The sequence below is a fragment of the Edaphovirga cremea genome (assembly GCF_003332275.1).
GTDB lineage: Bacteria > Pseudomonadota > Gammaproteobacteria > Enterobacterales > Enterobacteriaceae > Edaphovirga > Edaphovirga cremea.
The window spans coordinates 382,085-407,719 of record NZ_QOVA01000003.1; the positions used below are offsets into that span (position 1 = coordinate 382,085).

Here is a 25,635-nt window from a genome sequence, read left to right on the forward strand (position 1 = left end):
AATGGATTTTGCTGCTGCCATTGCAGACACAGGACAGTCCCGCTATAGCCTTCATATCAACAACAGTCCGGTAAAACCTGATGTCTTGCGCTTTCGGGGACGCAAGGCATTAAGCGAGCCGTTTAAATGGGACATTGAGTTCACCACGCCACCGGGTAATATTGCCCCTGAGCAGGTGCTGATGAAGTATGCGTCCTTTCGGATGCGCAGCGGCAAAAATGTCCATGGCATTATTACCCGTCTGGAGTGGCTATCAACCTCTGCTGACCAGTCGCACTACACCATCACGCTGAGTTCCCGCCTGGCGCTGCTGTCGTATACCCGCAAATGTGCTGTATTCCAGAATCAGTCAGTGACGGAGGTGGTGGAGCAGGTACTGCGTCAGCACGGGCTGGAAGGGACTGATTTTGAGTTTCGTCTGGAGCGCACTTATCCGCCACGCGAGGTAATAACCCAGTGGCGGGAAACGGACCTCGAATTTATTCAGCGAATCCTCTCAGAGGTGGGCATTTACTGGCGCACGGAGATGGACAATACCCGTGACCTGGACGTTTTCATTTTTGCTGATAGCCAGCTTAACTATCAGTTTGATGTGCGTCTGCCGTACAGCGAACCATCCGGCCTGTACGATGGTGCAGAAGAATCAGTGTGGGGTGTACGCACCTGGCACAACGTGGTGACCGGTAGTGTCGCCACGCGTGACTATAACTACCGCACTGCCACCACGCCGCTGGATGCGACGGTTCGCGTCCGTAACGATGCCGTGACCACGGGTGAACACTACCGCTATGCAGCCCCTTACCGGGAGGCGGGTGACGACACCAACCCGACGCCTGAAACTGAAAGCGGTGCGTTTACGCCCGACTCCACCACGAACGCGAACTGAATAAATCTTCCCGTATTCACCTGTTCAGTAATGCCTCACACCTGACTCCGGGCCAGGTGCTGGAGCCGCAGGGCAGCGTGATTGCCGCGCTGAAAGAAGGCGTCATCATTACACTCGCCACCTTCCAGGCATCCCGTGATTCCCGCCTGCACGTCTCCATCTGGGGCATGCCGTACACTGAACGCTACTGCTTCCGTCCGGTGGACATCCCGCGCCCTGAAATTCACGGCACGCTCCCGGCCCGCGTTGAAAGCCGCGAGATACATGATATTTACGCACACCTGGATGAACAGGGACGTTACCGGGTGAGGCTGGATTTTGACCGCAATAATAGTGAGCTGGGTTATGCATATCTGTGGCTGCGCATGGCAAAACCGTATACCGGTGATACCTATGGCTGGCACACGCCGCTTATTGACGGCACCGAGGTGGCGATTGCCTACAGCAACGGTGATATTGACCTGCCGTATATCTCCCACGCCATGCATGACTCTGAACACACCGATGTTGTGAACCGTGATTGATGGTGGTTCAAAAGCCAAAGACGACCCACCAGCCAATCATATTGTCGATGTTTGCAATTAAACTCGATAACTGCCTGATTTTATGGATGCTAATTTTTGCGCACAATGATTTGTCTGTTCTTTGTTCATCATCATCGCAGCCAGCAAGAGGAAGAAAATCACTCTGGGCAGCTTTGCTCTATGTTACGGGCTGCGTCATCAATTTTTATAGGGGTGCTGTAGGGGTGGCTCGCTGGTATAATGTTATTGCTGTTCTCGTGCTGGTGGGTGGGTGCGAGGCTGTACAAAGTAATGTGTATCAACCGGTGTAGCAATAATCTCTCTCCGTGTTCCGGTTGGTTTATCTTTTTTATATTAAAAACAGTTGGTTATGTTTTTTATGAAACACACTGTAGAAGTAATGATTTCCGAGCAGGAAGTAAAAGCCCGTATCGCTGAACTGGGTCAGCAAATCACCGAACACTATCGCGACAGCGGCAGTGAAATGGTTCTGGTCGGTTTGTTGCGTGGTTCCTTCATGTTCATGGCGGATCTCTGCCGGACCATCGATGTCTCGCATGAAGTCGACTTTATGACGGCCTCCAGCTACGGTAATGGGATGTCGACCACCCGTGACGTCAAAATCCTGAAAGATTTGGATGAAGATATTCGCGGTAAAGACGTCTTGATTGTGGAAGACATTATCGACTCAGGGAATACCCTGAACAAAGTCCGCGAGATCCTGCAACTGCGTGGGCCAAAATCGCTCGCCATCTGCACGCTACTCGACAAGCCTGAGCGCCGTGAAGTGGACGTTCCCGTCGAATATGTGGGTTTCTCCATTCCCGATGAGTTCGTGGTCGGCTATGGCATTGACTATGCGCAACGCTATCGCCACTTGCCTTACATCGGCAAAGTGATTGCCTTCACTGAATAAGACGTTATTCCTGCGAGTCAGTGACGACGAATGGCAGAGCGCACAGAATCCTTGGCAGGGTGCTGCGGAGTGCGGGTATAGTGCCTGAAGGAATAACCCTTGCGCCCTGATGCTCAGGGTGCAAGGGTTGCAGTGATGTGGGTCTGATGTCCAGAATGGATGCTGGAGAGGTCAGATACTCTGGTCTTGCAACAGCGTTGAGATCGCGTTGCGATAACCCATTTCGAGTGTCTCGCGACTGGTGGCGGTCACTTTGAGATCGCGCAGTCGGCCATTCTGAATACCGTATACCCATCCGTGTATCATCACCTTCTGGCCACGCTTCCATGCAGATTGCATGATGGTGGAGTGACCCAGGTTATAAACCTGCTCAACAACGTTCAGTTCGCACAGCGCGTCCAGACGTTTTTCATGCGTCATTACGCCCAGCAGTGAGCTGTGTTTGTACCACAAATCACGGATGTGCAGCAGCCAGTTATTGATCAGCCCAAGTTCCGGGTTTTCAATGGCAGCTTCAACGCCGCCGCAGCCGTAGTGGCCACAGATGATGATGTGTTCGACTTCCAGCACTTCAACGGCGTATTGCACCACGGACAGACAGTTGAGGTCGGTATGGATGACCAGATTGGCCACATTGCGGTGTACGAACAATTCACCTGGCTCAAGCCCGGTCAAACGTTCAGCGGGCACGCGACTGTCAGAACAACCGATCCACAGAAAACGCGGTTTCTGGGCTTCAGCCAGCCGTTCAAAAAAGCCTGGATCCTCATCTTCAATGGATTCTGACCAGACCCTGTTGTTCGCGATAAGTCTTTCGATTTCTTTCATAGGAAGTTAATAGCCTGTAACGAACAGATTGCGATGGGTTAATATAGGGCAAGCTTCAAGAATTTGAAATCTGAACTGTGTCACATATTCAGATATCTCATAAAAAATAAGGTAATCCTTCATTTATGACATATGCACTGGAACTAACGCAGCTGACTAAAACATACGCCGGTGGCGTAAAAGCGCTGCGGGGAATTGATTTGCGTGTTGATGCCGGTGACTTCTACGCGCTGCTGGGGCCGAACGGTGCCGGTAAGTCGACCACCATCGGTATCATCAGTTCTCTGGTGAACAAAACCTCCGGTAAAGTTCAGGTATTTGGTTACGATATCGATCGCGATATCGTAAATGCCAAGCGTCAACTGGGACTGGTACCGCAAGAATTCAACTTCAACCCGTTTGAAACCGTTATGCAGATCGTCGTGAATCAGGCGGGGTATTACGGCGTCAAGCGCAAAGATGCACTCGAACGTGCAGAAAAATACCTCAATCAGCTCGATTTATGGGGCAAGCGTGACGAGCGTGCGCGGATGCTTTCTGGCGGGATGAAACGCCGGTTGATGATCGCCCGTGCGCTGATGCATGAACCCAAATTGCTGATCCTCGACGAACCTACCGCCGGGGTGGATATCGAGTTGCGTCGATCCATGTGGGGTTTCCTGAAAGAACTGAATGCGCAGGGCACCACCATCATCCTGACCACCCATTATCTGGAAGAGGCGGAGATGTTGTGCCGCAATATCGGCATTATCCAGGGTGGCGAGTTGGTGGAGAACACCTCGATGAAAGCGTTGTTGTCCAAGCTTAAATCAGAGACCTTCATTCTGGATCTGGCGGCGAAAAGTCCGCTGCCAAAACTGGACGGCTACCACCATCGGCTAGTGGATACGTCGACGCTGGAAGTGGAAGTGATGCGTGAACAGGGGTTGAATGGCTTGTTCAGCCAACTCAGCAAGCAAGGTGTACAAGTGCTCAGTATGCGCAATAAGGCCAACCGCCTTGAAGAACTGTTCGTCACCCTGGTCAATGGCAATGCAGGAGGAAAAGTATGACTCGTCTCTATTGGGTGGCATTGCAAAGCATCTGGTACAAAGAGATTAATCGGTTTGGCCGCATCTGGATTCAGACGCTGGTACCACCGGTAATCACCATGACGCTGTATTTCATCATCTTTGGCAATCTGATTGGATCACGCATCGGCGAAATGCATGGTTTTGATTATATGCAATTTATCGTCCCTGGATTGATCATGATGGCGGTGATTACAAATTCCTATGCAAACGTGGCATCGTCATTTTTCAGTGCTAAATTTCAACGCAATATCGAAGAGTTGCTGGTCGCACCGGTGCCAACCCATGTGGTCATTGCCGGCTATGTGGGCGGTGGGGTGGCGCGCGGCATCTGCGTGGGCGTGCTGGTCACGGTGATTTCGCTGTTCTTCGTTCCGCTACAGATCCATGCCTGGTGGGTGATCGCCGTAACGCTTTTGCTGACGGCGATTCTGTTCTCATTGGGTGGATTGCTGAATGCGGTATTTGCCAACAGTTTTGACGACATCAGTCTGGTACCAACCTTTGTACTGACCCCCTTGACCTATCTGGGTGGCGTGTTCTATTCCCTGACGCTATTGCCTCCGTTTTGGCAAGCCGTCTCAAAGCTGAATCCTATCGTCTACATGATCAGCGGTTTCCGTTACGGTTTCCTCGGTATCAGCGATGTACCGCTGGCTTTGACCATGGCGGTGCTGGTGGCTTTCATCGTCGTGTTCTATCTGCTGGCCTGGTATCTGATTGAACGTGGCCGTGGCCTGAGAAGTTAATCCCGCCTCCAACCCCGGATCTTGTCCGGGGTCTTTTTTAATTCCTCCAGCCTGTTCACATAAAAAGAATCTGCTCGCGTAAATACATCGTTGTTTACGCAAAAAATTGATATTCGTCAGACACCCTTTTTATAATCCGCGTAGGGTAAGCCTGCGGCTAGGCACATATCCCCAGAGTGGGAGGGGATGAGCCCCTTTTACGTCACGGAATACACCATGCGGTCCACCATAATTCGCTATTATTGGTTATTATTACCCGGCCTGTTTCTATTGGCCTTGATATTGACATCAACACGGGCAAATAACCTGCCTGAAAATATCCCCGACTTGCAATATTGGGCTTTGTCGCGCGACAGTGAAATCTATTCACAGATTGGCGAAAAAGTGATTCCTGTGGGGAAGATCAAGGCTGGAGAGTGGTTGCAGATGATCCCGGCAACGACCAAGTACTATGAATTTCGTTTTGGTCATGGTATCGGTTTTATTGAACGTGATAATGTACTGCCATTGAAGAAAAGTCGCAAAATAAAAGGCGATCTCAGTGATTTGAACAAACCACTGACCAACCAGAACCTTCTTACGCAAAAGCCCGTGAGAATTTATATGGCTGCCGATCTGAAGAGTACGGTCTTTGCCACGCTTGCAGCCAATTTACGTTATCCGATCATCGGTAAATTGAAAGATCGGCTGAATAATACCTGGTATGAAGTCAATGTAGGGCAACGTCTGGGGTATATCAGCGCAGCGGATTGTGAGATTGATAACGGTATTCCAATCCTGACTTATCATCATTTACTTAAGAATGAAGAGAATAAACTTTTTCAACATACGTCTACGACGACTTCGGATATCGCGTTCAGCAATCAGATGGCATTCCTGAAACAGACGGGCTATGAAACCCTTTCGCTGGCGCAATTGGAGGGGTATTTAAATAATAAAATCAATCTTCCTGCAAAAGCGGTGGTTCTTACTTTTGATGATGGCCTTAAGTCAGTCTATCGTTACGCTTATCCGGTGCTGAAGAATTACGGTTTTCGTGCCACGGCGTTTATTATTTCATCACGTATAAAACGTCATCCGCAGACATGGAATCCCGACTCGCTGCAATTCATGAGTATTACTGAACTGAGTCAGATTCAGGATGTGTTTGATGTTCAGTCGCATACGCATTTCCTGCATCGTAAAGATGCCAGCCATTTCCCGATATTGCTCAACCGCTCTTATCATAACATTTTGTTAGATTTTGAACGCTCGCGGCGGGCATTAAGCCAGTTCAATCCGCATGTGCTTTATCTCTCCTATCCGTTTGGCGGGTATAACCAGAATGCAATAGCAGCAGCGAAAAACGCAGGCTTTCGTTTGGCTGTGACAACGGTGCGGGGCAAGGTGAAACCGGGTGATAATCCCTTTACGCTGAAGAGGTTGTATATTCTTCGCTCCGATTCCTTGCAGGCCATGGCCGCACGGGTGGCGAATCAAACGGGAAGCGGTTTACCGCGCTAGAAGGGAATTACGTAGACAAGAAAGGGCGCATCCAGTTTTTTGGATTACGTCATGAACGCGCCCTTTATGATTTATGCGACTTGCACCGGTACTGCTTTCGCTTTGCGTTGCAGTTGGTTTTCGCCGTCAAAATAGGCAACTTTCGGGTGATGCTGGCGGGCGTCGGCTTCCGGCATCTGTATGTAAGAACAGATGATCAGTTTGTCGCCTACGCATGCGCAGCGTGCTGCAGCTCCATTAACGGAGATAATGCGCGAACCGCGTTCGGCCGCAATGGCGTATGTAGAGAAACGCTGACCGTTATCAACGTTATAAATATCAATGGCTTCATATTCCAGAATACCTGCGGCTTCCAGAAAATCCTGGTCAATGGCGCAGGAACCTTCATAGTGCAAGTCTGCCTGAGTGACTCTCACCCGGTGTAACTTGCCTTGCAACATTGTGCGTACCATAGCTTTGTTACCTTCCTACATGCTGAAAAAATACGTTCTGTTCCGGCCTGAAATGCACCCTGCGCTTTAAAAGCGGGGGAAATAGTGTTGCTGATTTATTCCCCGCTGTCTATCTCCTTCATATCTGAGCAAGAGCCATTGCGCAGATATGGGCGATGAATGTTTACTCGGTCAGACTTACTTGCTGGTTATCAATCAAACGTGCTTTACCTAACCATGCGGCCATCAGAATCACCGCTTTATTGCTTTCAACCGTCAGGGGTTGCAGCGAATCAGCATCGCGAATGAATAATTCGTCTGGGGTGAAGCCGTGGTTGCGTAATTGTTCAGAAGCCTGATCCAACAGCTGATCCACATGGCGTTCGCCATTGCGTAATTGTTCAGCCAAAGCATTCATAATTTTGCTCAGCGACGGAGCCACTTTACGCTCATCAGCAGTCAGGTAGCCATTGCGTGAACTGAGTGCCAAGCCATCTTTTGCCCGGACGGTAGGAACGCCGACAATATCGATGTCATATCCCATATCCGCCACCATTTTGCGAATAAGTGCCAATTGCTGGTAATCCTTCTCGCCAAACAAGGCGATATCTGGCTGTACCAGATTGAACAGCTTGCTGACGATAGTGGAAACACCCCGGAAGTGGCCGGGGCGGCTGGCACCTTCAAGAATGGAGGAAATGCCGGGCACCTCAACAAAGGTCTGGCTTTCCAACCCCTTCGGATAAATGTCCGCAGGAGCGGGGGCAAAAACCAAATCGACACCGCGGCGGGTCAATTTTTCACTGTCTTCCTGCAACGTACGGGGATAACGTGCCAAATCATCAGGACGCTCAAACTGCATGGGATTGACAAAAATACTGACGACCACGACATCGGCACGCGCTTTCGCTTCGTCAACCAGCGTCATGTGCCCCTCATGCAGATTACCCATGGTTGGCACCAGGGCAATGCGTTTCCCTTCCTGACGCCAGCGACGGATCTCCCGGCGCATAATTGGCAATGTATTAATTATCAGCACGCTAAATCTCCTGTCTTTTGGATGCTGCCATTACTTGAATGAATGCTCTTCGCCCGGATAGCTGGACTCTTCAACCTGCTGGATATAATTTTTTATCGCAAGGCGGATATCACCCGCTTCAGCCAGGAAGTTTTTGGCAAATTTAGGGATATGACCGCCAGTAATACCAAAGGCGTCATGCATTACCAGAATTTGACCATCAGTGGCATTACCAGCACCAATACCAATTACCGGAATGCTGAGGGCTTCTGTGACCTTCCGTGCCAGTTCGGCAGGAATACATTCAAGCACCAGCAGTTGTGCACCGGCGTGTTCCAGATTCTGTGCATCTTGCAGCAATTGGTTAGCCGCAATCTCATCACGCCCCTGAACTTTGTAGCCGCCAAAAATATTCACCGACTGCGGGGTTAATCCGAGATGTCCGCATACGGGAACAGCGCGCTCGGTCAGTTGCTTCACCGTATCGCACAGCCAACTGCCACCCTCCAGTTTGACCATATTGGCACCCGCCTGCATTAAGGTGGCCGAACTGGCAAAGGCTTGCTCCGGTGTGGCATAGCTCATGAACGGCAGGTCTGACAATATCAGACTGTGCGGTGCGCCACGGCGTACACATCGCGTGTGATAAGCGATTTCCTCAACGGTGACAGGCAGCGTTGAATCGCAGCCTTGGACAACCATACCCAGCGAGTCGCCAACCAGCAGCACACTAAGTCCTTGTTCTTCAAACAACTGGGCAAAGCTGGCATCGTAGGCGGTAATCGTCGCAAACTTTTTCTGCTCCTGTTTCCATTGACGCAACAGGCTGATCGTAGTGGTTTTCATCACAACATCTCCTTAATGTGATCCGGCATCACCCGACAGCAATTTCTGGGAGGTGATCTGAATTCGTAACCGTCTATTCTACTGTAAGCAGATGTAAGGCGACAGAATGATTATTTGAGATGCGATTGCAGGGGGCTGAAAACGCTTGGCGCTGTCTGTTTTCGCCCCTTGGGAAGCAGGTGCTAATCGTAAATTACACCAACTAAAATGTTGGCTTGTACAGCACCGGCCACGATCTCACCTGTTTTTTGGTAGCGCGCGTAGAAAGGGTAGGCGAGCGTGTATTCGTCACTGGTTTTGCCTTTGACGTCATATACCACGTCTGAATGACCGTTCTCATCGAGAACATTACTGTTGTATTGTTTCGAAAAGATAACGATGCCGACACCCGAAGCTCCGCCATTTTCTTTTTTGGCTTCGTTAGCAAACACCTGATTGGATGCGGGAGAGAGTTGACCCGATTGGGGTGAGAAGCTGAAATGCAGTTTTTCTGCAACCGCATCATCACCGCCTGTACAGTTATCCACGCGTATGCTGAACTGATTACCACCCAGCACGTCCGTAGGCAGCGTATTATTGTCAAAGTAAAACCTGCTGACGGTATTCAAATGAATCTGACCGTTATTTTCCACTGAAATCTCACAGGTGTTTTCGACAATATTCGCTGTCACCTCAATATTCAGATCATTGTCATTTGCCAGAGCGATGTGAGAGAGCAGAACACACCCTGTGGCGAGGGCGAAACGTATTTCCCTGAAAATCGTTAACAAAGACATCATGAGATAATTCATTGATAGGTGATTAAAAAAGTTACGGGTGCGCTGAATGAACCTGCGGTTACCTCAGAGGCGGATCTTCCTTTTGCAATAACCATGCGAGCGGTCAAATTAACCTCTGTATCACTGGCTGAGGTTAACGCGATGTTCTGGCCGCTGCCTTTATTCTTACACGAAAATTGTACGCCACTGTCCGGTTGTTCTTTCCAGATTTCAACGGCGGTTGCAGCGGCAGTTCCCCCGCTATTGGCAAAAGAATCACCATCAGATGCACCACCTGAGCAAGACGACTGCGCGGTAGTGATATTGGCGGATTTCACCCCGGCACAAGAAGAGAAGACGATCTTGAAATCTTCTTTGCGGTTTTTTTTATCCAGATCTGAACGGAAGACATCTTTGAAATCAATCACTGACGCCGTAGCACCGCTGGCGTCTTTCAACACCGTGGCACAGGTTCCGGCCTCAATCGTTGAGGTGAATGTCACGTTGATTGAAGGCGTACCCACTATATCTGCATAAGTATGAGTGACCATGAAACAAGGTAAAAAAATAGCGTGAGACAATACTGTTTTTATCAGATTTCTATTGATCATTTTCTCTTTTTGCCTCGGTGTGCTGTCATTCATAAGTAAACTCGAAGGTCGCTACTGCGTTGAAATACCCCGTTGTTCCCAGGCCAGTTTTTGTTGGGGTCAAACGTGCAACCAGCTGTACTTCTTTGGCCGTAATTTCCGCGTCAGTCCATACCAATCGTTCTGCATCTGCTATCGAGTTAATAACGAATAAGCTGTCTGGTGCAGATTTCCTGGCAATGCTGAGCCCTATATTTTCGGCATTCCCGTCGCCTGAACTGTTGCTAATAGCAGTATTGAGATCGGCTGATTTCTCGCCCTTGATGGTCGTTTTCAAGGAGCTCAGGCTTGCAGGACACTCCGTTATTTTCAACGAAAAAATAGCGGCAGCGCTGATATCTCCGGCGAGGATTTTATCCAGCCCGACTTTTCCTTCAGTGCCGATCACTACCGTATTATTTGTCCCGCCAGATAAAATCATATCGCAGGTGGTCTCACGGATATTGGCAGAGAAAGTGACATTTAACTCCTGCGCCGAGCCCATAGTGGCAAAGCTATATAATGAGAGACATAGCAGGAGAGGAATATAATTAGCGTTATTGCGGATCATCAATGCCTACCTTGAATGTGAGAAGCTGAATTTATACTGGGAAACAGGCATTGCTGATGATCGATAAAAATGGTCATGCCGATGAGCCGTGGTTTATCCGCAATCTGGTAATCAACCTGGCATGTTTTGTCCGGGCCACTGCCCCAGACAATATGCAGTTTGCCGTTCTTATCGATCCCACGGACGAAAGCACGTCCCGCTTGCCCGACACTCCCCACCCGCTGATTATTCCCATTGTAAACATCGGCACCGAGAGGAATAAATCCGCCATCAGTACGTTCTATATTCATTAATACGGAGCGTCCTTCATCGGTCTGAAAGTCAACCTGGACGATGGCACCATCGCGGGGAATAGTAGTCGCGCTGGTGCTCTTAATTTCAACATCACTCTCCAATGTACTGATATCCAGACCAACATTATTCTCGTGATAAGCCGAAAGATTGGGATAGATGCCATAGCCACCGGCATCAATGCGACCCTCTCCCGAATTCATCTTGCTGCCTTTGGCGCCTGGCGCTTTGATAAGCGCTAACGTATCAGTAGCGCCAATACTGCCTGCGGCAAAAGTAATGCCTCCCGAATGAATCACCATGCCGCCGCTGGTACCCAATGACATTTGACGGCTATGATCGTTCGACGCAGAAAGGGAACCACTTATTGGGCCATATTGGCTGTTATAGCTGCCATAACCACCAATCTGGCTGAGATCGTTGCTTTGAGTCTGCGCGGAATAGGAGGTGTTCAGGCTGTAATTAAGCCGATTATCGGAGGTGGCACCATTGGCACTCATCGACAACTGACCAATGCCATGCAGATCAGAATTCATCCCCACATTGATATTATTGAAGCCGGCCGGGCGCTGGTGATTAGCCCATAGATTCTCCAGCGGAATGCTGATATTGAGGTAAAGACTGTCATCTTTCTGGTTGTATTCATCATAACTGCGCTGTAGTGAAATACTGTAACTCGCCCAGCGCAATGACCCACTGTAACCTACCGAATACTGTGAGTTTTTCGCATCATCACCCCAGTAATTAGCCCAACTGGCTGTGGTGTACAGCGATCCATAATCATGATCCGCGACCCTGAGCGGCTGACTGATATTAATCTGAATCTGATTGCGCATGCGGCTGAAAGTATTCATTCCCTGAGCGCTATTTTCATCACTGCTGTGGTTATTTTTATCAATTAACGTCGCCGCATCATGCAGACTCAAATAGTTTTTCGTGGAATAACGATAAGCGGCGACATTCAACGAAGTATTGGTCGCGGATAACCGTTTACTATAGGAAAACCGATAGCTCTGGCCGCTATAGGTTTTTTGCTGGGGAATATCCGCCCGGGACTGGGTAATATCGAAAGCAAATGCGCCCACTTTTGTATTCACTGCCAGCCCCAATAATGCTGAAATATAGCTGTTATCCATAAATTCCAGGCCAGCGTAGCCTGTGAACGTATTGCTGATTCCGTAATAACCCGAGGCAACGGCGATGTAAGGGGTATCTGTCAGAGTATTGTCATTCAACTGCCCAATGCCGATATCCCATCGTGAATAGCCGGGCCTTAACATCTGCGCGACTGAGGAAAAGGGCACGGAAAAATGCTTCTCACTGCCATCAGCCTCTTCAACCGTGACATCCAAATCACTGCCAAAGCCCGTTGGATTGAGATCGTCGATTGCAAAAGCGCCTGGCGGAACTGTGGTCTGATAAATAATCTGATCGCTCTGACGAACCGTGACTTTGGCATTGCTGTTGGCGATACCTCTCACCACCGGTGCATAGCCCGACATAGAACCCGGCAGCATCCGATCGTCGCTGTAAAGACGCACGCCCCGCAAGCTGATGGAATCAAACGTATCGCCCCGCGTATAGCTATCGCCAATCAGCATCTGTGCTTTTAACGGCAGGACATCGCGCTGGAGATAAATATCTTGCCCAGAATAGTCCGCTCCACGATCCTGATCCCAATTGAGAGAACCTCTTGCCCTAAATCGCCACGCGCCAATATTGAAACCATAATTCATGCCGACATAGGCGTTTTCAGACACTTGTCCACGGTTATCTGAGCGGTAAGCGTTAATATCATAAGAAAATATCGCCGCATTGATGCCGTCATCCCACATTACCGGGTTTAGGTAACCTTGGGGTTTCTTGCTCAAGTAGATTTGCGCAATCGTAATATCCAACCGCTGTTCTGCATCGTCATACCTTACGCTTGATTGTGCGACCTCGTGGCTGAGATCGATGCACTCCGATTGCGCTCCATCCCGATCTGACGGCAACTCATCCGTCGCGGTGATTGAAATATCAATACCGAGCTGTAACAGTAATTTTGATGTCAAACAGGGGGCGGCATGATCGGTTCCATTATTAGTGAACTCAACGCTGGTGGTCAGCTTACTGCTGGCATTAACGTAAATGGCCACTTTATAAATACCAGGCAGGGTCGGATTGCCTTTAGCGAAGCGGCTTACATCAATTTGACTGCCCGTTCCCACCAGAAACTGATCGTTGAACTCAATTTCCCCGTTTTCATTTTTAACAGCAGGAGAGGGAGTCGTGTCCTTTTTGGTTTGCTGGCTTTCGGCAATCGGCTTTTTAGAGTGTTTCGCTTTTTTATCCAGGGGCATAGGGGCGGGTTCCTCATCAGGAACTGATGCTGTACTTATGGATGAATAACAAAAAATTAAAAACATTATGAATATATAATGCGAAGGTTTTTTTATAGGTTTCATGAATCTTTTTTCGCAAATTCATTTAATTCCAAGGGCAGGGTAAAGGGATCAATATAAGATCTTTAGGGGAAGTTTATGGGCTGCCCATTTCAAATTCACTCTTAATTGTGCCACCGTAATCATTAATGGCGTTATAGAGCACTTTTGCATTGGCAGGCGCTTGTGTGAGATCTTTTACGGCTAATGAGTTGGTACTTTTGGGGGGCAGTGTTTCGGTTATAATGCGATAAGACTGGTTATTGGTCTTTAGCGCAGCAGAACTCAATGAGACAAAATAAGGGCTCTCATTAATGACATTCACTTTAACGCCACCAGACTCCTCTACCAGATTCCAACGAAGCGTTTGCGCAGCGAGGCCCGGATCACCGTTCAAACCTGCAGGGCGATAGAACATTTTTATCCGTGTGCGAAATGCCAGTTGCAATAGATTCTGGTTTTGATTACTGGCGCTCTTAGGCGGTATTTCCAGCATATTAAACCAGTAAAGGGTTTCTCGATCCTGAGGAAGAGCGTCGCCCAAATAGGTTATGCGAATAGTTTGTCCTCTTTTGGCATCCATTCTGGATACCGGCGGCGTCAGGATGAAAGGTAACTTCAGCTCCTGAGGATTGGTATTGTCGCGCCCATCGTCGAGCCATATCTGTACCAGCAAAGGCCGCTCCCCACGGTTTTCCAGCCGAACCGAGACATCTTTTGCCTGTTGCGGATAAACAATTCGCGTTCCTGAAATGACGACATCTGCATGGGTATTGAATGAGACTATCCCCAAAGAAATAACCATTGCCGCAGTGAGAGTGAGAAATGTTTTCATTGAAATCATTATGGCGCCTGATTTTTGGACGAAATACCAAATGCGCCCTGTGACAACCAGAGAACGCATTCAATTTGTAGATTGGCACGCGTTAACTTCAGGGATTTATTCGTAGGACAGGGTGAATGTTGCGTTGGTGCTTACTTTCCCTGAAATAACGTTGTTCGTTACGCTCCAGTCAGCGCTGGGGACATAAGCGGCCTTATAGGCAAATCTACCGCTGCCAGCAGCAAGGGCCACTGTTTGCGGAATATCGCTGGGATCGCCGATTTTCACTTGGCTTTTATTGTCGGCAGTATTATTGAATAAGGCGATACTGACATTTTGCGCAGCACCCGACAGGGTCGGATCGACTTTTAATGTACCATTGGATAACTCGGCAAATTGCTGGGATGAGAACGTAATAACCGCAGCAGTTAGCGCCTCGGGACAATCATTAAGTAAAAACTCAAACTCTTTGCTCCCTACCCCACCGCTGGCTATTGTCGCTGAACTCACCTCGGCTTTTTTAACAACAGGCATAGATAACGTGATGTTGCTGGAATCAAGCCCATTACTGGTGGTGAGAGTGCAGGTGGCATCAGTTACCGCGCCATCGAAAGTGATGAGTCCAGTATCGCTGGCACACGCTGAAGTTATGTTTAGCACCGTTATGAGAAGTGATGCACTGAAATAATAGGATGTATTTGAAAACATTTTATTCTCGTCGTTCCTTGATGTTAATTTTAATCGTTAACATTAACGGTTAATAAACCGTAATTATGAGGCGACATCCTAGTGTCAGATACGGATAAGTTGAAATTAAAAAAAATTAATTTTTCGTAATTAATATCAATTAAATATCAAGACGAATGATCTGAAAGGATTTAATTTCCGTTTAATTCGGGGAGTGCAATTTAAGGGACTTACTCTTTTAAGCTGATGAGGGTGAGCAGATAATTTGATGTATGGCTACCAACGGCTCAATCCATTGAGGGGCGTATGATGCAGAATGGACGCCAGGGATTCACCGTCAGGCAATACCAGATCCGGTGCAATATCCGCGAGGGGATAAAGCATGAATTCACGCTGTTTCAAGCCATAATGCGGAACAGTAAGGCGTTGAGTGTTAATAATGGCATCACCGTAAAGCAGCATATCCAGATCGAGCGTTCTCGGTCCCCACCGCTCACCCTTTCGCACGCGTCCCTGATTACGTTCAATGGTTTGGGTATGATCCAGTAACTGTTCAGCAGGTAAATGGGTATCAAGAGCCGCAACCGCGTTGAGATAATCAGGCTGATTCTGTGGACCCATGGGTTTACTGCGGTAAAACGGAGAACATAGGATCAGGTGTGTTTGCGGGATATGGGCAAGCGCGTCGAGCGCCGCATTTATCTGGGCTTCCGGCTGGGCAAGATTACTGCCCAGCGCGAGATAAACACGGATCATGGCATTGGAGCCTTGCGCGGCGCACGTTTACGCGGGCGACGATTGCGTCGCGGCGCCGTGTCATCGCCCAACGTGGTCAGCATGGTTTTCTGCTGAAGCGGCGTTGCTTCCTGGAACTCGCCCCACCACTGAGTGAGTTGCTGTAGCTCACGGTGACCTTCTACTTCAGCACGCAACGCCAGGAGATCGTAGGCGGCGCGAAACTTGGGATGTTCCATCAGTTTATGCGCACGTTTGCCCTGACGACGCGACAAACGGAGTTGCAGCAACCAGATGTCCCGAACCAGCGTGGTGATACGTTTGGGGATCGCCAGCGAGCGGCACTCTTCATCCAGAACATCGTTCATGGCCAGCGCAAATGCGTCGTAATAGGCCAGGCCACTCTCTTGCGCAAGTTGTTGCGCATGTTCAATCAGCGGATACCACAACATGACCGCAAACAGGAATGCCGGATTGACCCGCATATCGTTTTGCAGACGATGATCGGTATTTTTCAGGACCTGTACCAAAATGCGTTCCATCGGGTTGTCGCCATTTTCCGTGAAGCCACGGGCAATCAACGGGAACAGCGGTTGGAACAATTGATACTGGCAAAGTCGCAGATAGGTTTGGTAACCATAACCCGCCTGCAACATCTTGAGTGACTCTTCAAACAGACGCGCCGGGGGGATTTCGTGCAACAGATTTGCCAAACGTGGAATCGGCTCGGCGGTTTCCGGGCTGATTTCCATATTCAGTTTCGCTGCGAAACGGACGGCGCGCAGCATTCTGACCGGATCTTCACGGTAACGTGTTTCCGGATCGCCAATCAGGCGGATAATGCCTTCCTGTAGATCGCGCAGACCACCAGTGTAGTCGCGTAACGCAAAATCCGACACGCCGTAATAGAGGCTGTTGATGGTGAAATCGCGACGCTGCGCATCGTCTTCAATGGAGCCAAAAATATTATCGCGCAGCAGCATGCCATTCTGTGCCTGCTGCGAAGAGTTCTTATCGGTGCTTTCCTGTTGCTGCTCATGGTGGCCGCGGAAGGTAGCAACTTCGATGATTTCCGGCCCAAACATCACGTGAGCCAGACGGAAACGGCGGCCAACCAGACGGCAATTGCGGAACAGTTTGCGCACCTGTTCAGGCGTAGCGTTGGTGGTGATATCAAAATCTTTAGGTTTTTTACCCAGCAGCAGATCACGAACGCCCCCGCCAACCAGATAGGCTTCAAAACCTGATTTATTCAGGCGATAGAGCACCTTCAGCGCATTTTCGCTGATGTCTTTGCGGGAAATGTTATGCTGATCCCGAGGGATGACGGTCATGGAACCTGTCTTCTCCTGAGGCTTCACCGGATTCTTCCGGGTACTCTTGTCCGCCTGACCGGCATTTTGTGCGCGGCTTACCGTGTCTTGACGGCGAGGTTGCTCTTCATGGCGGACGGTCTCTTCGTGAAGCGCATTCTCGCTTGGTTTTTCTTCACGAATAAGTACCTTGCGGCAAAAATTGGCTACTCGGGTAAAAATGGTACACCTCGATAGTGACTGATAAAAATGGCGCAAAAGAAAAATAGCGGCTAATCATAGCTCACCCTTACGCCTTTGAGAATGGCGATGTCGATACTGGTTACGTATTCATCTGTTTTTTGGCAGACTGACCGTATCCCAATGTGTTACCGCCCAGCGTAATAATAATTGTAGATCAAGATCTTGCCAGCTTTCAGGTACAGGTTGTTGCAGAAATTCCAGCGCCTGTACCAGGATGGGGCGTGGATCCCCTTCTGGCAATGCGGGTGCATGATTCTGTTTGGAGAGTTTATCACCCTGCGAATTCAGCGCCAGTGGCAGATGCAGATAACCCGGTACGGGGTAATTCAGCTGCTGGAAAAGGGCAATTTGTCTCACCGTCGGCTCGATTAAATCCGAACCACGTACAATCTCGGTCACCCCCTGAAAGTGGTCATCAACGACAACCGCTAAATTATACGCGTAGAGGCCATCGCGGCGGCGAATAATAAAATCTTCTGCCGCCAACTGTCGGTCGGCCTGAATTTCCCCTTGCAGCAGATCCTGAAAAGAGAACACCGGCTGAGTCTGGCGCAGGCGGATAGCGGCACCCTTGGCGTCGAGATGCCGTTCCCGGCAGTGTCCGTCATACACGCCGCCGATCTGTTGGATACGACTTCGGGTACAGGTGCAGTGGTAACTCAAGGACTGCGATTCCAACCAGGCCAGTACATCATCGTAGGCAGCGTGACGCTGCGATTGATAAAGCACGTCATCATCCCAAAAAAGTCCATAACGTTCCAACGCAGACAGGATACGGTAGGCTGAACCAGGGACTTCGCGCGGTGGATCAATATCTTCGATGCGGACCAACCATTTACCTTGTTGGGATCGTGCCTGCAAATAGCTGCCAAGTGCAGCAATCAGCGAGCCGAAATGGAGATCGCCGGAAGGAGAGGGGGCAAAACGTCCGATGTATTCAGAATGTGGCATAAGGGGAGGAAATGCTTGCGTTACCAACAAAACAATAGCGCGGTGCAGAGACTGCACCGCGTGATAAACGCCATAATACTTAGCCAGCCATCTGCTTCTCGCGGATTTCGGCCAGTGTTTTGCAGTCGATGCATAAATCAGCAGTCGGACGTGCTTCAAGGCGACGTATACCGATCTCAACGCCACAAGATTCGCAGAAACCGAAATCTTCGTCTTCCACTTTCTTCAGCGTTTTCTCGATCTTTTTAATCAGCTTGCGCTCACGGTCACGGTTACGCAGTTCAAGGCTGAATTCTTCTTCCTGAGCTGCACGGTCAACCGGATCCGGGAAGTTAGCCGCTTCATCCTGCATATGACTGACCGTACGATCAACTTCGTCCCTGAGCTGATTACGCCACGCCTCCAGAATCTTTTTGAAGTGTGCCAGCTGGGCGTCGTTCATGTACTCTTCGCCTGGCTTCTCTTGGTAAGGCTCCACCCCAGCGATGGAGAGAATGCTCAAGGAGGATGTCTTACGGGTTTGCCCTTCTTGCATGTTGCTTCTCCTACATACACACGCACTATCGATCCCCAACGGGGGGAAAAAAACAGGTCGCTATAAATAACAGATGGGAGGTAGGTTGGCAATTATTCCTCTCACCTGCTTGACAAGGCTGTGAGGGAAGACGTATTTAACCAGCCTCTGCTCAGACATTGGTGTTTTTATCTCCAACTGTCACAATTCCCCGACTAACCGCCAACGAGCGGTATTGCCTTCTTCAGGCTCATGCCGAGCGGGGATATTTCGGCAGCATAGCATAACACCTCAACCCCAGTATTTTGTGCTTGTGCCAACAAATCAGCATAGTGCGCATCAATATGGCGGGCTGGGGCAACCTGTTCAATACCTGAATGCAGTATAGCGAAAAAAAGCACAGCTCTCTGGCCGCTGGCTACCATGGTTTGTAACTCCCGTAAGTGCTTCTGACCCCTTAGGGTGACGGCATCCGGGAAGTAACCTTGAGCCTGTTGCAATAAGGTAACTGACTTAACCTCAATATAGCAGTTAAGCCTGTTTTCTGCCTGTAATAACAAATCGATACGGCTGTTCTCATCACCGTATTTTACTTCCTGCGAAATTTTACTGTAACCGGATAATTCCGTGATGAAATTGTGGTCAATTGATTCACGAACCAAGATGTTTGCCCGCAATGTATTGACGCAAATCCAATGGTTTTGCTGCGTCTGAGTCAACTCCCAGCTATGGGCATATTTTCGTTTACTATTTGCCGAGGTGGAATACCACACCGTATCTCCGGGTGTCGCGCAGCCAGTCATGGCACCGGTATTGGCGCAGTGAATCGTCAGCATTTCACCCTCGGGAGTGACAATGTCCGCGAGAAAACGTTTGTAACGTTTAATCAGTGTCGCGTGTTGCAAAGGGGGATCAAAAAGCATGAAAGTCCTTGGGCTGAAGCCGGATATAGCTCCAATTATTGGCTGAGCGGCCATTGTTGTAACATCTGGTAACGAGTTTGCCCCTTTTCTGTGCGCGATTCATAAAGACAGAAACGGTCGGCATCAAGTGTCCATCCTGGCGTTGTTGGCGGAATGGCCACAGTTTGGGCCGCAGCGCGCAGCAGGGTGATATGCGGGTGAAAAGGCAATGTGCTCTGATGGCAACCATTACGCGCCGCCTGGGAACGCAGCATATCGGCCAGTTGCAATAATCCTCGTGGTGCGCGGCGAGTACCCAGCCAGACCACGGCGGGACGGGGCCAATGGCCCAAATCATCGAGTTGCAGTGAAAACGGTTGCTGACGAATACGCCCAGCCAGTTCGGCCAGAACCGCGGCCTTTTGTTCTGTCACGTCGCCGAGAAAGGCCAGCGTCAGGTGAAGGTTGGCTGCGGCGACGGGTTTGCCCGCCTCCGGCGTAAATGCCGTCGCACGCCATGCGATCACCTCTTGTTGCAAGGATGGCGCGAGGGGAAGAGCAAAAAACAGACGGCGCGATGACAGCATATGACGGTGTGATGAAAACATAATTGTCCCGGCATTATTTTGGCGTAATTCGATTGATGCTGAATGCTACAATGCCCGGCAAAGAAAGTTAACCTTCACGGAGAATACAGTGTCCTTATTGCCAGTCAGTGCCGTAGTGGATGAGGTTATTTCGGCACTGCGCGCTTCGCCCCACGTGCTGCTCAACGCACCGACGGGGGCGGGGAAATCCACGTGGCTACCGCTGCAAATCCTCCATAAAGCCGGTTTCCCAGGGCGAATTATTATGTTGGAACCGCGTCGCCTGGCAGCAAAAAACGTGGCGTTTCGGCTTGCACAGCAATTGGACGAAGTGCCGGGTCAAACGGTGGGCTACCGAATGCGGGCCGACAGTAAGATCGGACCGCAAACGCGGCTGGAAGTGGTTACCGAAGGAATTCTGACCCGCATGTTGCAGCAGGATCCTGAATTGAGCGGCATTTCGCTGGTGATTCTGGATGAATTCCATGAGCGCAGTCTGCAAGCCGATCTCGCACTGGCGTTATTGCTGGATGTGCAGCAAGGACTGCGAGACGACCTGAAGGTGCTGATTATGTCAGCCACGCTGGATAATCTCCGTTTAAGCAACCTGTTACCGCAAGCGCCAGTGATTTCGTCCGAGGGGCGCAGTTTTCCTGTGGAACGTCTGTACCAGCCGCTGACCAGTCATGAGCGCCTTGAAGACGGTGTCGCGAATGCTGTGGGCCGTTTACTGCGTGAGCAAACCGGTTCACTGCTGCTTTTCCTGCCGGGCGTGGCGGAAATTCACCGCGTGCAGGAGCGGTTGGTGGAGAAAATCGCCGCAGATACCGATCTTTGTCCGCTGTACGGCGCACTGTCGCTCAACGATCAGCAAAAAGCGATTCAGCCCGCACGATCGGGTCGGCGAAAAGTGGTTCTGGCGACAAATATTGCGGAAACCAGCCTGACCATCGAAGGTATTCGGTTGGTTGTTGACAGTGGTCTGGAGCGCACGACACGCTTTGACCCACGCACTGGCCTGACGCGATTGGTGACGCAGCGTATCAGCCAGGCCTCAATGATTCAGCGTGCCGGGCGCGCGGGTCGCCTTGAGCCCGGCATTTGCTGGCATCTCTGTGCCAAAGAGCAGGCAGAGCGCGCGGCCGAGCAGGCGGAACCTGAGATTCTGCATAGCGATCTCAGCGGCGTATGGATGGAACTGTTGCAGTGGGGATGCCACGATCTGGCCCAGCTTTCCTGGCTCGATATGCCCCCTGAGAGCGCGGTGAGCGCCGCGCAGCAACTGCTTTTACAATTGGGCGCGATTGACGCAGAAGGCAAGCTGAGTTCACTTGGTCGTAAAATGTCGGTCTGCGGCTGTGAACCACGCTTGGCGGCGATGTTGATTGCCGGTAGTGAAGAGAGTCTTGACGGCTTGGCAACGGCGGCATTGCTGGCGGCGATTCTTGAAGAGCCGCCACGGGGTTATTCGAGCGATATGGGTTATTGGCTCGATCGGCCGCAAAGCCACTGGCAACGGCGGGCGAAACAGCTCGCCCAGCGGGTTGCGCGGGGCGAAGGGCGCGTTGACAGCGATCTGGCCGCTAGCTTGCTCGCACGGGCATTCAGCGATCGCATCGCCCAGCGTCGTGGATTGGATGGCCGTTATTTGCTGGCAAACGGACTGGGTGCTGCGCTGCCGCAGGACGATGCGTTGGCACGCGCCGGCTGGCTGGTTTCTCCGGCATTGCTACAGGGCCATAACAGCCCGGATGCGAAGATTTTGCTGGCAGTGCCGCTGGAGATCGACGCACTTGTGCAGAAAATGCCGCAACTGGTCACCCAGCAGACGGCAGTGGAATGGGATGAAGAAAAAGGCACCTTGCGTGCCTGGCGGCGCTGGAATATTGGCCGTCTGTCGCTGCGCGCACAACCGTTGGCCAAGCCTTCAGCGGAGGAGTTGCAGCAGGCGTTGATTGGCTGGATCCGCCAGCAGGGATTACAGGTTCTTACCTGGGATACAGCAGCGGGGCAGCTACGAACCAGACTGCAATGCGCGCAGGAATGGTTACCTGAGGTTGACTGGCCGCCCATGGATGACGATGCGCTGCTCGACAGCCTTGAGCAATGGCTATTGCCCTCGCTGGCGGGCGTCAAAGATATCCGGGCACTGCGTCAGGTGAATATCGCTGACGCATTGGGACGATTATTGAACTGGTCATTGCGTCAGCGACTGGATAGTGCGCTACCCAGCCATTACACTGTGCCGACCGGAAGTCGTCTGCCGCTGCGATATGAAGTGCATCGCCCGCCCGTTCTGGCTGTGCGTTTGCAGGAGGTCTTTGGTGAGCAACGTAGTCCCCAGGTCGCCGAAGGGCGCGTGGCGGTGGTGTTGGAACTGCTCTCACCTGCGCACCGGCCGTTGCAGATTACCGCCGATTTGGCGGCGTTTTGGCAAGGTGCATACCGGGAGGTGCAAAAGGAGATGAAAGGACGCTACCCGAAGCACGCGTGGCCCGACGATCCGGCACAGGCGTTGCCGACCCGGCGCACCAAAAAGTATCAGGGCCAGTGAAATCCTGGCCGATCAGACCCATTTTCAGACCTTTCTTCTTTTCGGGCTGCGTAATTGGGAACACAGTCCATGCAAAAAATGGTCGCAGGAAAAAGGGTCGGAGAGAAAGTTGTTAGCGCCATTATTCCCCGTCAGCCCCTGATGGTTGGCTGTGGATGTACATTGATTGCGGGTGGAAATCCATTCCGTGAAGAGTTATTTAATTCGTGAACAACGATTTTTTCATGAAAAATATTTGTATCGTGGAGAACAGTAATGTCAGGCGATGACCGCGAACCTATCGGGCGTAAGGGAAAAAAATCCGGGCGTAAACCATCGCGTTCGCGGCCACCCCGCCGCAGGGATGACGATTACGAGGACGAAGAGTATCTGGACGATGACGATCTTGATGAAGAGTATGAGGATGATGATGAGTACGAGGAAGAGCGCATGACGCGTAAGGCGAAACCGCGTTCGCCGCGTAAAAAGCGTGGTTGGTGGGGACTGATTATCAAGCTGTTTTTAGTCGTGGTCGTGGCACTGGCAATTTATGGTGTATATCTCGATTCACAAATACGCAGCCGTATTGACGGAAAAGTGTGGCAACTGCCCGCCGCCGTCTATGGGCGTATGGTCAATCTTGAACCGGGTATGCCTTATAGCAAGAAAGAGATGGTCAACCTGCTTGAGGGCATGCAATACCGTCAGGTGACTCGCATCACCCGACCAGGCGAATTTACCGTGCAGGCCAACAGCATTGATGTGCTGCGCCGCCCGTTTGACTTCCCGGATGGCAAAGAGGGGCAGATTAGCGCCCGTCTGACCTTCCAGAACGATAGCCTGATCAAGATTCAGAATCTGGAAAGCAAGCGCGATTTTGGTTTCTTCCGTCTCGATCCACGGTTAATCACCATGCTGCAATCACCGAACGGTGAGCAGCGGTTGTTTATTCCGCGTGCCGGTTTCCCGGATCTGCTGGTTGATACCCTGCTGGCTACCGAAGATCGCCATTTTTATCAGCATGACGGCATCAGCTTCTACTCAATTGGTCGTGCGGTTCTGGCTAATCTGACTGCCGGACGTGCGGTGCAAGGGGCGAGTACCCTGACGCAGCAACTGGTGAAAAACCTGTTCCTGACCAATGAGCGCACTTATTGGCGTAAGGCCAATGAAGCCTATATGGCGTTGCTGGTGGATTACCGTTACAGCAAAGATCGTATTCTGGAACTGTATCTGAACGAAGTGTATCTCGGTCAGAGCGGCAGCGATCAGATTCGCGGTTTCCCGCTGGCGAGCCTTTACTATTTTGGCCGTCCGGTTGATGAACTGAGTCTGGATCAGCAGGCGCTGCTGGTGGGAATGGTGAAAGGGGCGTCGCTGTACAACCCTTGGCGTAACCCGGCGCTGGCGCTGGAACGGCGTAACGTGGTTCTCAAATCATTGCAGAATCAAAATGTTATAGACGAAGAGCTGTACAATATGCTCAGCGCACGTCCTCTCGGGGTTCAACCGAAAGGCGGGGTGATTTCTCCACAGCCAGCCTTTATGCAGATGGTGCGACAGGAATTGCAGCAGCGTCTGGGCGATAAAGTAAACGATCTGTCGGGCGTGAAGATCTTCACCACGCTGGATCCGGTGTCTCAGGATGCGGCTGAAAAAGCGGTCGAAGAGGGCATTCCTCCGCTGAAGGCGGCGCGTGGAATCAAGGATCTGGAAACGGCGATGGTGATCGTTGACCGTTTCAGCGGTGAAGTGCGGGCCATGGTGGGTGGGGCTGATACCCAATTTGCCGGGTTTAACCGAGCTATGCAGGCCCGTCGTTCGGTGGGTTCCCTGGCGAAACCCGCCACCTATCTCACCGCGCTCAGTCAGCCTGACAAGTACCGTTTGAACACCTGGCTGGCGGATCAGCCGCTGTCGCTGAAACAACCCAATGGCCAGGTCTGGCAGCCCAAGAACTACGATCGCCAGTTCCGCGGTCAAGTAATGCTGGTTGATGCCCTGGCTAACTCGCTGAACATCCCGACGGTGAATCTGGGGATGTCCGTTGGTCTCGATCAGGTCAGCACCACGCTGGTGAAATTGGGGATCCCCAAAGATGTGTTGCAGCAGGTGCCGGCAATGCTGCTGGGGGCGATCAGCCTGACGCCGATGGAGGTCGCGCAGGAATACCAGACCATTGCGAGTGGCGGCAACCGTGCGCCGCTGTCGGCTGTGCGGTCGGTAATCAGCGAGGATGGACAAGTGCTGTACCAGAGCTTCCCGCAGGCTGAACGTATGGTGCCAGCACAGGCGGCCTATCTGACGCTGTATGGTATGCAACAGGTGGTAGCACGCGGAACATCCCGCTCATTGGCGGTAAAATTCCCTAACTACCATCTGGCGGCAAAAACCGGTACCACCAACGATTTGCGTGACAGTTGGTTCGCCGGGATCGACGGCAAAGAAGTGGTCATTACCTGGGTTGGGCGTGATAACAATGGTCCAGCCAAACTGACCGGTGCCAACGGTGCCTTGACCATTTATCGCCGATATCTGGAAAACCAGACGCCGCTGCAACTGAACGTGAATGCGCCTGAAGACATCAGCCAGATGAGTCTGGATGCTGCGGGTAACTTCATCTGTAATGGCAGCGGTGCCCGCGTTATTCCGGTATGGACAGACAATCCGCAAGGATTGTGTCAGGCGAGCCAGGCTGTTCAGCAGCAACAACAGCAACAGCAACAACAGCAGCAGGGAGAGGGCGACGGAGTTGCCGGTTGGATTAAGGATATGTTCGGCCAATAAGATGTTGCTGTAATGGCTATCGGTTGATCATAAGTATCTGGTTATTAAAAAGGCATCGCACCGTGAGCGATGCCTTTTTCAGTTCTGGGCTATAACGCTCTATTGTGCCGTATTTTT

Annotated in this window: 24 protein-coding genes and 1 pseudogene; 9 read left to right on the forward strand and 16 right to left on the reverse strand. The window is 51.0% G+C overall.

What is annotated here, in order from left to right:
- Window position 1: 1 nt before the first annotated feature.
- Window positions 2-1,407 (forward strand): annotated as a pseudogene (locus DRI82_RS06860) (type VI secretion system Vgr family protein); the annotation flags it as partial.
- A gap of 382 nt (window positions 1,408-1,789) precedes the next feature.
- Complete coding sequence (gene hpt, locus DRI82_RS06865; RefSeq protein WP_114192794.1) at window positions 1,790-2,326, forward strand: hypoxanthine phosphoribosyltransferase; 537 nt, start codon at window positions 1,790-1,792, stop codon at window positions 2,324-2,326.
- 171 nt (window positions 2,327-2,497) lie between these two features.
- On the opposite strand, the gene can is transcribed toward hpt, so the two are convergent.
- Window positions 2,498-3,154: a carbonate dehydratase gene (gene can / locus DRI82_RS06870; RefSeq protein WP_114192752.1), complete on the reverse strand. Its 657-nt coding sequence runs from the start codon at window positions 3,152-3,154 to the stop codon at window positions 2,498-2,500.
- Between the two features lie 125 nt (window positions 3,155-3,279).
- Between can and DRI82_RS06875 the strand changes: the two genes are divergently transcribed.
- The 3 genes from DRI82_RS06875 to DRI82_RS06885 all read left to right on the forward strand — a co-directional run bounded on the left by DRI82_RS06875 (window position 3,280) and on the right by DRI82_RS06885 (window position 6,476).
- Complete coding sequence (locus DRI82_RS06875; protein WP_114192753.1) at window positions 3,280-4,206, forward strand: ABC transporter ATP-binding protein; 927 nt, start codon at window positions 3,280-3,282, stop codon at window positions 4,204-4,206.
- Window positions 4,203-4,973, forward strand: coding sequence for an ABC transporter permease (locus tag DRI82_RS06880; RefSeq protein WP_114192754.1), 771 nt, complete (start codon window positions 4,203-4,205; stop codon window positions 4,971-4,973). Before DRI82_RS06875 ends, DRI82_RS06880 begins: the two co-directional genes overlap by 4 nt.
- Before the next feature lie 216 nt (window positions 4,974-5,189).
- Window positions 5,190-6,476, forward strand: a complete 1,287-nt coding sequence (locus DRI82_RS06885) for a polysaccharide deacetylase family protein (protein WP_114192755.1) — start codon at window positions 5,190-5,192, stop codon at window positions 6,474-6,476.
- Window positions 6,477-6,547: 71 nt separating this feature from the next.
- On the opposite strand, the gene panD is transcribed toward DRI82_RS06885, so the two are convergent.
- From panD to DRI82_RS06910, 5 genes are all read right to left on the reverse strand, one after another.
- A complete protein-coding gene (gene panD, locus DRI82_RS06890; protein WP_114192756.1) occupies window positions 6,548-6,928 on the reverse strand; it encodes an aspartate 1-decarboxylase in 381 nt (126 codons plus the stop codon).
- Window positions 6,929-7,091: 163 nt separating this feature from the next.
- Window positions 7,092-7,946 (reverse strand): pantoate--beta-alanine ligase, encoded by an 855-nt coding sequence (gene panC, locus DRI82_RS06895; RefSeq protein ID WP_114192757.1) that lies wholly within the window; start codon window positions 7,944-7,946, stop codon window positions 7,092-7,094.
- 30 nt (window positions 7,947-7,976) lie between these two features.
- Window positions 7,977-8,771, reverse strand: a complete 795-nt coding sequence (gene panB / locus DRI82_RS06900) for a 3-methyl-2-oxobutanoate hydroxymethyltransferase (RefSeq protein ID WP_114192758.1) — start codon at window positions 8,769-8,771, stop codon at window positions 7,977-7,979.
- A gap of 182 nt (window positions 8,772-8,953) precedes the next feature.
- On the reverse strand, window positions 8,954-9,550 hold the full coding sequence (locus DRI82_RS06905) for a fimbrial-like protein (RefSeq protein WP_245956787.1): 597 nt from the start codon (window positions 9,548-9,550) through the stop codon (window positions 8,954-8,956).
- An 8-nt stretch (window positions 9,551-9,558) separates the two neighbouring features.
- Window positions 9,559-9,990 carry a fimbrial protein gene (locus tag DRI82_RS06910; RefSeq protein ID WP_245956794.1) on the reverse strand — a complete coding sequence of 144 codons (432 nt, stop codon included), beginning with the start codon at window positions 9,988-9,990 and terminating at the stop codon, window positions 9,559-9,561.
- On the opposite strand from DRI82_RS06910, the gene DRI82_RS24500 reads away from it, so the two are divergent.
- Window positions 9,944-10,066: a hypothetical protein gene (locus tag DRI82_RS24500; protein ID WP_281269763.1), complete on the forward strand. Its 123-nt coding sequence runs from the start codon at window positions 9,944-9,946 to the stop codon at window positions 10,064-10,066. The genes DRI82_RS06910 and DRI82_RS24500 overlap by 47 nt on opposite strands.
- A 99-nt stretch (window positions 10,067-10,165) precedes the next feature.
- Here the strand turns inward: DRI82_RS24500 and DRI82_RS06915 are convergent, their stop codons facing one another.
- The 10 genes from DRI82_RS06915 to thpR form a co-directional block, all read right to left on the reverse strand.
- Window positions 10,166-10,729, reverse strand: coding sequence for a fimbrial protein (locus tag DRI82_RS06915; RefSeq protein WP_114192759.1), 564 nt, complete (start codon window positions 10,727-10,729; stop codon window positions 10,166-10,168).
- Window positions 10,729-13,362 (reverse strand): outer membrane usher protein, encoded by a 2,634-nt coding sequence (locus DRI82_RS06920; RefSeq protein ID WP_114192760.1) that lies wholly within the window; start codon window positions 13,360-13,362, stop codon window positions 10,729-10,731. The genes DRI82_RS06915 and DRI82_RS06920 overlap by 1 nt, the downstream gene beginning before the upstream one ends.
- 178 nt (window positions 13,363-13,540) lie before the next feature.
- Complete coding sequence (locus DRI82_RS06925; protein WP_114192761.1) at window positions 13,541-14,287, reverse strand: fimbrial chaperone; 747 nt, start codon at window positions 14,285-14,287, stop codon at window positions 13,541-13,543.
- A gap of 96 nt (window positions 14,288-14,383) precedes the next feature.
- Entirely contained in the window at window positions 14,384-14,974 is a 591-nt protein-coding gene (locus DRI82_RS06930; protein WP_245956788.1) for a fimbrial protein, read from the reverse strand.
- A 255-nt stretch (window positions 14,975-15,229) separates the two neighbouring features.
- Window positions 15,230-15,709: a 2-amino-4-hydroxy-6-hydroxymethyldihydropteridine diphosphokinase gene (folK, locus tag DRI82_RS06935; RefSeq protein WP_114192762.1), complete on the reverse strand. Its 480-nt coding sequence runs from the start codon at window positions 15,707-15,709 to the stop codon at window positions 15,230-15,232.
- Entirely contained in the window at window positions 15,706-17,022 is a 1,317-nt protein-coding gene (pcnB, locus tag DRI82_RS06940; protein WP_425452626.1) for a polynucleotide adenylyltransferase PcnB, read from the reverse strand. Before pcnB ends, folK begins: the two co-directional genes overlap by 4 nt.
- A gap of 309 nt (window positions 17,023-17,331) precedes the next feature.
- Entirely contained in the window at window positions 17,332-18,195 is an 864-nt protein-coding gene (gene gluQRS / locus DRI82_RS06945; RefSeq protein ID WP_114192798.1) for a tRNA glutamyl-Q(34) synthetase GluQRS, read from the reverse strand.
- A gap of 79 nt (window positions 18,196-18,274) precedes the next feature.
- A complete protein-coding gene (gene dksA / locus DRI82_RS06950) occupies window positions 18,275-18,730 on the reverse strand; it encodes an RNA polymerase-binding protein DksA (RefSeq protein WP_114192764.1) in 456 nt (151 codons plus the stop codon).
- 194 nt (window positions 18,731-18,924) lie between these two features.
- Window positions 18,925-19,632, reverse strand: a complete 708-nt coding sequence (gene sfsA / locus DRI82_RS06960) for a DNA/RNA nuclease SfsA (protein ID WP_114192765.1) — start codon at window positions 19,630-19,632, stop codon at window positions 18,925-18,927.
- 35 nt (window positions 19,633-19,667) lie between these two features.
- Window positions 19,668-20,198, reverse strand: coding sequence for an RNA 2',3'-cyclic phosphodiesterase (gene thpR / locus DRI82_RS06965; protein ID WP_114192799.1), 531 nt, complete (start codon window positions 20,196-20,198; stop codon window positions 19,668-19,670).
- 109 nt (window positions 20,199-20,307) lie between these two features.
- Here thpR and hrpB point away from each other — a divergent pair, with 109 nt between their 5' ends.
- The 3 genes from hrpB (at window position 20,308) to mrcB (ending at window position 25,518) form a co-directional block, all read left to right on the forward strand.
- Entirely contained in the window at window positions 20,308-22,752 is a 2,445-nt protein-coding gene (gene hrpB, locus DRI82_RS06970) for an ATP-dependent helicase HrpB (RefSeq protein WP_211317634.1), read from the forward strand.
- A 69-nt stretch (window positions 22,753-22,821) separates the two neighbouring features.
- The gene (locus DRI82_RS23795) at window positions 22,822-22,962 is read left to right on the forward strand and encodes a hypothetical protein (protein WP_157968023.1); all 141 of its coding nucleotides are present in this window, start codon (window positions 22,822-22,824) and stop codon (window positions 22,960-22,962) included.
- Window positions 22,963-23,007: 45 nt separating this feature from the next.
- Entirely contained in the window at window positions 23,008-25,518 is a 2,511-nt protein-coding gene (gene mrcB / locus DRI82_RS06975; RefSeq protein WP_114192766.1) for a bifunctional glycosyl transferase/transpeptidase, read from the forward strand.
- Window positions 25,519-25,635: the final 117 nt, after the last annotated feature.

Coding starts and splice junctions, on each gene's coding strand:
- hpt (WP_114192794.1), top strand. CDS start 1,790: ATGAAACACACTGTAGAAGTAATGATTTCCGAGCAGGAAGTAAAAGCC.
- can (WP_114192752.1), bottom strand. CDS start 3,154: ATGAAAGAAATCGAAAGACTTATCGCGAACAACAGGGTCTGGTCAGAA.
- DRI82_RS06875 (WP_114192753.1), top strand. CDS start 3,280: ATGACATATGCACTGGAACTAACGCAGCTGACTAAAACATACGCCGGT.
- DRI82_RS06880 (WP_114192754.1), top strand. CDS start 4,203: ATGACTCGTCTCTATTGGGTGGCATTGCAAAGCATCTGGTACAAAGAG.
- DRI82_RS06885 (WP_114192755.1), top strand. CDS start 5,190: ATGCGGTCCACCATAATTCGCTATTATTGGTTATTATTACCCGGCCTG.
- panD (WP_114192756.1), bottom strand. CDS start 6,928: ATGGTACGCACAATGTTGCAAGGCAAGTTACACCGGGTGAGAGTCACT.
- panB (WP_114192758.1), bottom strand. CDS start 8,771: ATGAAAACCACTACGATCAGCCTGTTGCGTCAATGGAAACAGGAGCAG.
- DRI82_RS06905 (WP_245956787.1), bottom strand. CDS start 9,550: ATGATGTCTTTGTTAACGATTTTCAGGGAAATACGTTTCGCCCTCGCC.
- DRI82_RS06915 (WP_114192759.1), bottom strand. CDS start 10,729: ATGATCCGCAATAACGCTAATTATATTCCTCTCCTGCTATGTCTCTCA.
- DRI82_RS06920 (WP_114192760.1), bottom strand. CDS start 13,362: ATGCCCCTGGATAAAAAAGCGAAACACTCTAAAAAGCCGATTGCCGAA.
- DRI82_RS06925 (WP_114192761.1), bottom strand. CDS start 14,287: ATGATTTCAATGAAAACATTTCTCACTCTCACTGCGGCAATGGTTATT.
- DRI82_RS06930 (WP_245956788.1), bottom strand. CDS start 14,974: ATGTTTTCAAATACATCCTATTATTTCAGTGCATCACTTCTCATAACG.
- folK (WP_114192762.1), bottom strand. CDS start 15,709: ATGATCCGTGTTTATCTCGCGCTGGGCAGTAATCTTGCCCAGCCGGAA.
- pcnB (WP_425452626.1), bottom strand. CDS start 17,022: ATGACCGTCATCCCTCGGGATCAGCATAACATTTCCCGCAAAGACATC.
- gluQRS (WP_114192798.1), bottom strand. CDS start 18,195: ATGCCACATTCTGAATACATCGGACGTTTTGCCCCCTCTCCTTCCGGC.
- dksA (WP_114192764.1), bottom strand. CDS start 18,730: ATGCAAGAAGGGCAAACCCGTAAGACATCCTCCTTGAGCATTCTCTCC.
- sfsA (WP_114192765.1), bottom strand. CDS start 19,632: ATGCTTTTTGATCCCCCTTTGCAACACGCGACACTGATTAAACGTTAC.
- thpR (WP_114192799.1), bottom strand. CDS start 20,198: ATGCTGTCATCGCGCCGTCTGTTTTTTGCTCTTCCCCTCGCGCCATCC.
- DRI82_RS23795 (WP_157968023.1), top strand. CDS start 22,822: ATGCAAAAAATGGTCGCAGGAAAAAGGGTCGGAGAGAAAGTTGTTAGC.
- mrcB (WP_114192766.1), top strand. CDS start 23,008: ATGTCAGGCGATGACCGCGAACCTATCGGGCGTAAGGGAAAAAAATCC.